The organism is Marinospirillum sp., from assembly GCF_014859565.1.
In genome coordinates this window covers 1-7,023 of record NZ_JACUUA010000170.1, presented here as the reverse complement: position 1 = coordinate 7,023, position 7,023 = coordinate 1, and the positions used below count along the sequence as shown (strand labels likewise).

Below are 7,023 nucleotides of genomic sequence, written 5' to 3'. Positions count from 1 at the left end.
GGTTCCCGCTTATATCCCCGCCCGATTGGGCGAGGGTTTACGCGGATTTTGCTAAAAAAAGAGTCAGAATTTTTTATGCAGGAGGCACCATTGGGATGCAACATGGCAAACAGGGGCTGGAACCAGCCCCTGACCTCTTTTCCCGTATCAAACCCTTGTTACCTTCCTGCTGGCTGGACTCTGAATTCGCCGAACTCTTTTTCACTGAGCGCACGCCATTACTGGATTCATCAGCCATGAATGCCGGTGACTGGTTTGCTTTGGCTGCAGAGCTGCGCAATGAAGAAAAACACTTCGATGCATTTATTCTGCTGCAAGGCACCGATACCCTCGCCTGGACTGCCAGCGCACTGGATTGTCTGTTAGCTGACTTTTCTCGCCCTTTACTACTCACGGCAGCACAAAAACCCCTGGGTGTGCACCAGAGTGATGCACTCGACAACCTGTTATTTACTCTGGAGCAGGCAATCAGTCTGCAACATACCGGTATTTTTATCTCCTTTAACCAGCAGTTACTGCCAGCTACTCGCACCCGCAAATTCGACAGCCAACAAGCCAACGCCTTTGTGGCACTGCCTCCCACCGAACCTGCCTCACCAACCATCTTTCCTTTAAATTTCACACCAACACAACTGCAACATCTGGCAACAAACTTTCGACCCCGCCTATTACGCCTGCCATTGATACCCGGCATGAATGATGCATGGTTGGCCGAGCACATTCAGGATCTCGATGGGTTACTGCTGGAGGGTCTAGGCAGTGGTAATACACCTCCCCTGCCTGCTTTTTTCCATCACCTAAAGCAACTGCAGCTTCAGGGTGTGCTAGTCGGACTGATCAGTCAGTGCTGGCAAGGCGGGGTAACCCATGACTATGCTGCCAGTAACGCCTTGTATCAGGCAGGTGTCATCCAATTGGGTGAGATGACCCCGGAAGCAGCAGAAACACGACTGACATGTCTGCTGGCCGGTGTATTTTTAGATCAGATCAAGCTGGATGACGTACAAAAACACTGGCCGATAAAAAACAAAACGTCACCATTTATGTGAGGCCAGTCACACCCGGAAAAGTAAATCCTCAGCAGACTGTGAACTGGTTCAAGCTTTAAGGCATACCCCACATATTAGGTATGTCATTGGTGTAGCTGTAACATACAATGTTTAACATTATTTGGGGAAAAGCTACAAAATAACAGAGAAAGATCAACGGAGAATCTCATGAGAAATCTTGGAGAACGCATCAAGCGCTTAAGACGTTCGCGTAATCTGACTCAGCAACAACTGGCAGAAAAGCTGGGCATAGATCAAGGTGCTGTATCCCGTTGGGAACGAGGACATATTCTGCCATCCGCCCGGTATCGCCAAGAGTTGGAACTGGCATTGGATGCTCCGCTGATGGAAATGGATCAACCCCTGCTGGACAGTGTGAATCGAGATCTGCATTTTTCACTGGTGCTGGATTGTGATTTGCGAGTACTGGCCGCCTCAGAAACCACCGTTGCGGTCAACGGCTGTCGCAATCGCAACGAAATCATTGGCAACAGCTATTTACCCATGCTGGATGAAACTGCTCGCAGTCTTTACCAGTGGTTAAAAGAATCCGGTACCTTTGAAGGCGGTGTAAACTGGGCACGTTTTACTGCACCCACACCCACCCTTCACTCCGGTTACCGTTGGATAGAAAGCCTCTGGATTCCTTTCCATCTGGATAGTGGTGAGCTGGTGTATCGTGTATCCAGCCGACTGCTGGATCAACCGCCAGCAGAGGGTCTGGGCAGAGCAATTCTCGAAGTGGATGGAAAACAGCGAGAGCTGCTGATTCCCACCCACAACCGTTATCAGCAAGAGCCAGTGCAGCGCGAAATCAGGTATAAAGACTGGTCTCATGCCATCTGAGCCCAAAAAAATGCTGCTCCCTGTTAATGCTCGCGGGTCGAATGGAACTCGACCTCAGGGAAGCGCTCCTGGGTTACCTGCAAATTAACCCGAGTGGGTGCCAGATAAGTCAGCAAACCTGAACCATCCTTACCTAGATTATCTTCAGCCTTGTTACGGAAATCCTCCAGTTTTTTTGCATCGGCACACTCAATCCAACGGGCAGTCTGCACATTCACAGGTTCATACATACAATCCACCTTGTATTCATCCTGCAGGCGATACATAACCACCTCGAACTGCAGCTGACCCACCGCACCCAGCACCAGATCATTATTCTTAAAGGGCTGGAATAACTGCACTGCACCTTCTTCAGATAGTTGCTGCAAACCCTTCTGCAACTGCTTCATCTTCAAAGGATCTTTCGGGCGTACGCGTTTGAATAACTCTGGCGCAAAGTGGGGAATACCAGTGAACTTGAGTTCTTCACCCTCGGTAAAAGTATCACCGATCTGGATGGTGCCATGGTTATGCAAACCGATAATGTCACCGGACCAGGCTTCTTCCAACAACTCCCGTTCACCCGCCATAAAATTCACCGCATCAGCAATACGCACATCCTTGCCAATACGACAGTGGCGCATTTTTAAACCACGGGAATAACGGCCAGAGCAAATACGCATAAAGGCAATACGATCTCGGTGTTTTGGATCCATATTGGCCTGAATTTTAAAAACAAAACCGGAAAACTTTTCTTCACCGGCTTCAACCACCCGAGTTTCGGTTGCTCTGGGGCGTGGAGCCGGAGCCCAGTTAACAAAATCAACCAGCATTTCACGCACACCAAAATTACCCAGTGCAGTACCAAAGTACACCGGTGTCAATTTACCGGCCAGAAACGCAGCTTCGTCCCAGAGATGAGTGGCACCCTGCACCAGCTCAAGCTCTTCCACCAGTGACTCATAATCATCACCGAGAAAATCACGAGCTTGCTGTGAATCCAGCCCTTGGATACGCTCATCATCCGGCAGCAGATGCCCCTGACCGGGTGTAAAAACATGAATCTCATCGGTATAGAGGTTATACACCCCTTTAAACCACTTACCGGAACCGATTGGCCAGTTGATCGGAGCGGCCTGGATTTTTAATACTTCCTCAATTTCATCCAGCAGTTCAATCGGATCACGGATGTCCCGATCCAGCTTGTTCACAAAAGAAAAAATGGGGGTATCACGCAGTCGACAAACATCCATCAACTTGATGGTGCGTTCTTCAACACCCTTGGCACCATCCACCACCATCAGTGCCGAATCAACAGCGGTCAGGGTGCGGTAGGTATCTTCCGAGAAGTCTTCGTGACCGGGGGTATCCAGCAGATTAACAATACGATCATTAAACGGAAACTGCATCACCGAGGAGGTAATGGAAATCCCCCGCTCCTGCTCCATGGTCATCCAGTCTGATGTGGCGTGTTTGTCACTCTTTTTACCCTTCACCGTTCCGGCAGTCTGGATCAGTTTACCCAGCAGCAACAGTTTCTCGGTGATGGTTGTTTTACCAGCATCAGGGTGCGAAATAATGGCGAAGGTGCGACGAAGTGAGACTTCATGCGTAATCGAGCTATTTGACATCAGTTGGCGTCTTCTTTTGAGTCACGGATCAGAACAGAGCAACCTCAGACAAAAAGCCAGCAACAGGGCTTTTAAGAGGAGAATCCGTCGATTTGGAAAAGTTAACTGATATTTTCACCCATCTTGATTTTATAAACAATCGCAATTAGCCGTAATAACAGAAGCTGATACAGCTCACCACGCCATCCAGCAACCAGCGAACAACTGCCTGTAAACGTGGCTTGTCCTGCATCCACTCCACCCAGCCGGGTGAGTGTGCATAATAAAAGGAAACAAAGGCTCTACCCAGCCGACTGGTCAGCAGCACTTCATCCCGAAACTGTCGCAAAACCAGCACTTGTGGTGCGTTGTCCGATGCATATACCTGCCCAGCTACAAAACAACGTGAAGAACTGGATGGAGGCACACCAGTCAGTACGCTCAGATACACTACCTGCACCTCAGCGCCATCGACTTTCTCACGCTCCACCCAGGGCAGGGTGTCCGGCTGACTGATCACCAGGTTGCCAGTATTTGCAGCAGTTTGTACCCAGCCATCCGCTGTAGTCAGCTGATGCCAGCCTTTGGGAGTGCGAGCATACAGCTCATACAAACGCAGACGCGGATGCCCACTGAAACTAAAAACCCACTCGGCTGACAGATCACGCCCGGAAACCTTCAGCACCTGGGTATTATCCATCACCACAGTAGCCGCCTCCCAGCGCCCTGACCCGTCATTACGCTGCAACTGTACCCCTGCACCATCCCAGTCAAAACTCCGCCGCTGTCTTTCAGTAACCTGCTGATCTGACAAAGCTCCTGCGCGGGGTAAAGTCGTTACATCGTTTATAATAACTGACTGCAACAAATCACCGGCAGCATTCAGGGTCAGGGTTCCACCCCCTTCCCAGCCTAAAGGCAGATCCACCTCCAAACGAGCAGGTGACACTACCCGAAAAGTCAAATAACGCAGATCACCGGTTACAGGCTGCCAGTTGATCTGGCTCACCTGATTCAGCTGATAACCCTGAAACTCCAGAATGTCGGCATATTCCTGCCAGGCATAATTAAACCAGACCGGCTTAAAGAGATTCTGCGGAGAATCCTGCAACAACTGACTGACATTAAGATGGCCGGGGTAGCGCAGCTTGCCCTGCAAGGCCGCAGCAGGAGTCAGACTATTCAGCAGGGCTGCTTTGATTGCAGCAGCAGGCTCGGCAGGAAAACGATGCCAGGTTGCTGCCATTGCAGCGGAAACCAAAGGTGCCGACATGGACGTTCCGGTTTGGTAAGCATAACCACCGCTTAACCAGGTGCTGCGCAGGCTTACACCCGGCGCAGCAAGATCCACCGAATGGGCACCATAACTACTGGCACCAGCGCCAGTATGCAGGGTTTGCAGGTGATTGATATTGGCAACCCCAACCACCAGTGGCATGCGGGTTCCGTAACTGGCAGGGTAAGTGGGAAAAGTATCCAGTGACCAGCCACTGTTACCAGCAGCGGCAACCAGCAGCACTCCCCGATCACTGGCTGCCTGTACCGCATCAGCCAGTGCCTGAGAACTGGATGCAACCCAGGAAGCATTAATGATTTTTACATCCGCATCCAGAGCATGATAAATGCCCTTGACCGCATCAGCGATGCTGCCACCTGCCGGACCAAGAAAGCGTATGGATAACAACTGACCGTGCGAACAGATACCAGACACCTGTTGAGCCGGTGTTTCTGCTGCCAGCATCAGACCAGCAATATGAGTGCCGTGCCCGCTGGCATCCTGTATACCACCCGTTGGAATCAGGTTGATATCATCACGGAAAAGAATATGCCCGGCAGCAAGGGCAGGATGAAACCGATCCACTCCACTATCTATAATGGCAATGGGTGTGTCATAACAATTACGGGGTGGCAAGGGCAAACCATCTGCCAGCCCCAGCAGCGGAAAATACACGGGGCGCCCGGATTGTGCCACCACTGCTTGATCCAACTCGGCAAACACCACTCCCGGAGTTGCACGCATCTGCTGCAAAAATGCCAGGCGCTGGATTCGATCCGGCAGTGCATAACGCACTAATACATAATCCTGATACTGACCGGCTACAACCTGCTCACCCTGCACCCTGCCTTGCCCCCCGCCTTGCTCCAAATATTGCGGAGACCAATCCACGGCGGCAGGCTGCCAGGCCACCAGCACAGCATCAGCCAATACCCTGCTGGTAAAAAACACCAGCAGCAGTAAGAAACTACAACTTTTGATCAGCCGGCTAAGCCAGCAATTTAATTGCACTCTGAACATCCAGCGGAGAAAAGTGCTGACAAGTATCCGGCGGCAAACGCCCGGATTGCAACAAATTCTGTGTCAGTCGCTCTGGTGTCTGCTCAAGAATATAACGGGTTAAGTCTTCCTGCCGGGGTTGATGTCCATGGGTTTCACAATAACTGCCACTGACCAGCTCAGTCAGCTCCTGCAGCAACACCCCCCGGATCATGTCATTAAAGTCCGTCACCAGAACCTCCTGAAAAATCTGGAAAAACAATATAAAAAGACAAAAAAAACCAGCCCCGAAAGCCTGGCTAAAAGATGAAAAAAACGCTAAAAAACCACTTCAAGCACAAGCATTAAAGCAGTCGGACATCCTGTCGTGAATACCCGGAAACTTCCCTGTTGCCGGGCTGTTACTCATCACACTACATCAGGCAGAACTTACCAGTTGTAGCCAACAGTCACAGTACCCAGAGTGTCTGAACCAGTCTGGAAGTGTGCATCAACGGAAACACCGTTGTTGGCATAACCCAGACCCAGAGCAACACTGGCAGTACCATTCCAGGTGGTTTCAGTGGTGGTGGTGCGAGTAGCAGTCAGCGCACGGCTATCAGCAGCAGACTTTGTACTGTCATTCAGCGTTGTATTAACAACACCATTAGTAATGGAAGTATTCGCTTTGTCGGTAGTACGACTGTTTCCAGGAACATCAGAGTAAGTGTAATCAGTACGTGAAACTTCCTCAGACTTATAAATTTCCTTGCTGGCAGCAGCACGAACAGTCCAGCGCTCATTGATACTGTGCTCCAGAGCCAGCGTAATTGGCAGACTCATGGTCTCTTCACTACGTTCCCAATGAGTGATCGCACCTAATGCACTGTTGTAAGTAGTTACGGTTGTGTTATTGGTGTTCAGGGCAGCAGCATTAACCGTGTCCACTTTTTTCATGTCCTGAACGCGCTTCAGCTCAGAGCCAGTATCCGTTGTATCCATACGGAAAGCAGCCACTGCAGTCAAAGCTGTGGATTCAGAAATCATGTTGCGGAAAGCGGCACCCACCTGGATTGTTTCTTGCTCGTTAGTGCGCTGGCCTTCAAACCGGCGTGCTTCAGTTTCTGTTTCGGTAGTACGTGAAGTAGCAAAGTTTGCACCGTTATCTTGCCAGTTGGTGTAATCCTTTCTGGTTTCTTCATAGGTGGAAGTCAATTTACCACTGTAGTCCTGGGTGGAGTACAGGAAAGAAGCATGCAGTGTAGAGCTGTCGGTCTGCATCCAG

General features: G+C 50.5%; 6 protein-coding genes. 2 read left to right on the top strand and 4 right to left on the bottom strand.

Annotation, left to right across the window (positions count from 1 at the left end):
• Window positions 1-11 precede the first annotated feature (11 nt).
• Window positions 12-1,049 carry an asparaginase domain-containing protein gene (locus IBX50_RS15475; protein ID WP_366930739.1) on the top strand — a complete coding sequence of 346 codons (1,038 nt, stop codon included), beginning with the start codon at window positions 12-14 and terminating at the stop codon, window positions 1,047-1,049.
• Window positions 1,050-1,217: 168 nt separating this feature from the next.
• Complete coding sequence (locus IBX50_RS15470; protein ID WP_292257195.1) at window positions 1,218-1,895, top strand: helix-turn-helix transcriptional regulator; 678 nt, start codon at window positions 1,218-1,220, stop codon at window positions 1,893-1,895.
• A gap of 23 nt (window positions 1,896-1,918) precedes the next feature.
• On the opposite strand, the gene IBX50_RS15465 is transcribed toward IBX50_RS15470, so the two are convergent.
• From IBX50_RS15465 to IBX50_RS15450, 4 genes are all read right to left on the bottom strand, one after another.
• Window positions 1,919-3,505: a peptide chain release factor 3 gene (locus IBX50_RS15465; protein WP_292257194.1), complete on the bottom strand. Its 1,587-nt coding sequence runs from the start codon at window positions 3,503-3,505 to the stop codon at window positions 1,919-1,921.
• A 145-nt stretch (window positions 3,506-3,650) separates the two neighbouring features.
• On the bottom strand, window positions 3,651-5,690 hold the full coding sequence (locus IBX50_RS15460) for a S8 family serine peptidase (protein WP_292257193.1): 2,040 nt from the start codon (window positions 5,688-5,690) through the stop codon (window positions 3,651-3,653).
• 58 nt (window positions 5,691-5,748) lie between these two features.
• Window positions 5,749-5,991, bottom strand: a complete 243-nt coding sequence (locus IBX50_RS15455; protein WP_292257192.1) for a hypothetical protein — start codon at window positions 5,989-5,991, stop codon at window positions 5,749-5,751.
• Between the two features lie 197 nt (window positions 5,992-6,188).
• Window positions 6,189-7,023, bottom strand: an 835-nt coding sequence (locus tag IBX50_RS15450) for a hypothetical protein (RefSeq protein WP_292257191.1), incomplete at its 5' end; no start/stop codon positions are given.

Bases quoted from the DNA above. Each gene is read 5' to 3' on its own strand.
- IBX50_RS15470 (WP_292257195.1), top strand. From the start codon at position 1,218: ATGAGAAATCTTGGAGAACGCATCAAGCGCTTAAGACGTTCGCGTAAT.
- IBX50_RS15465 (WP_292257194.1), bottom strand. From the start codon at position 3,505: ATGTCAAATAGCTCGATTACGCATGAAGTCTCACTTCGTCGCACCTTC.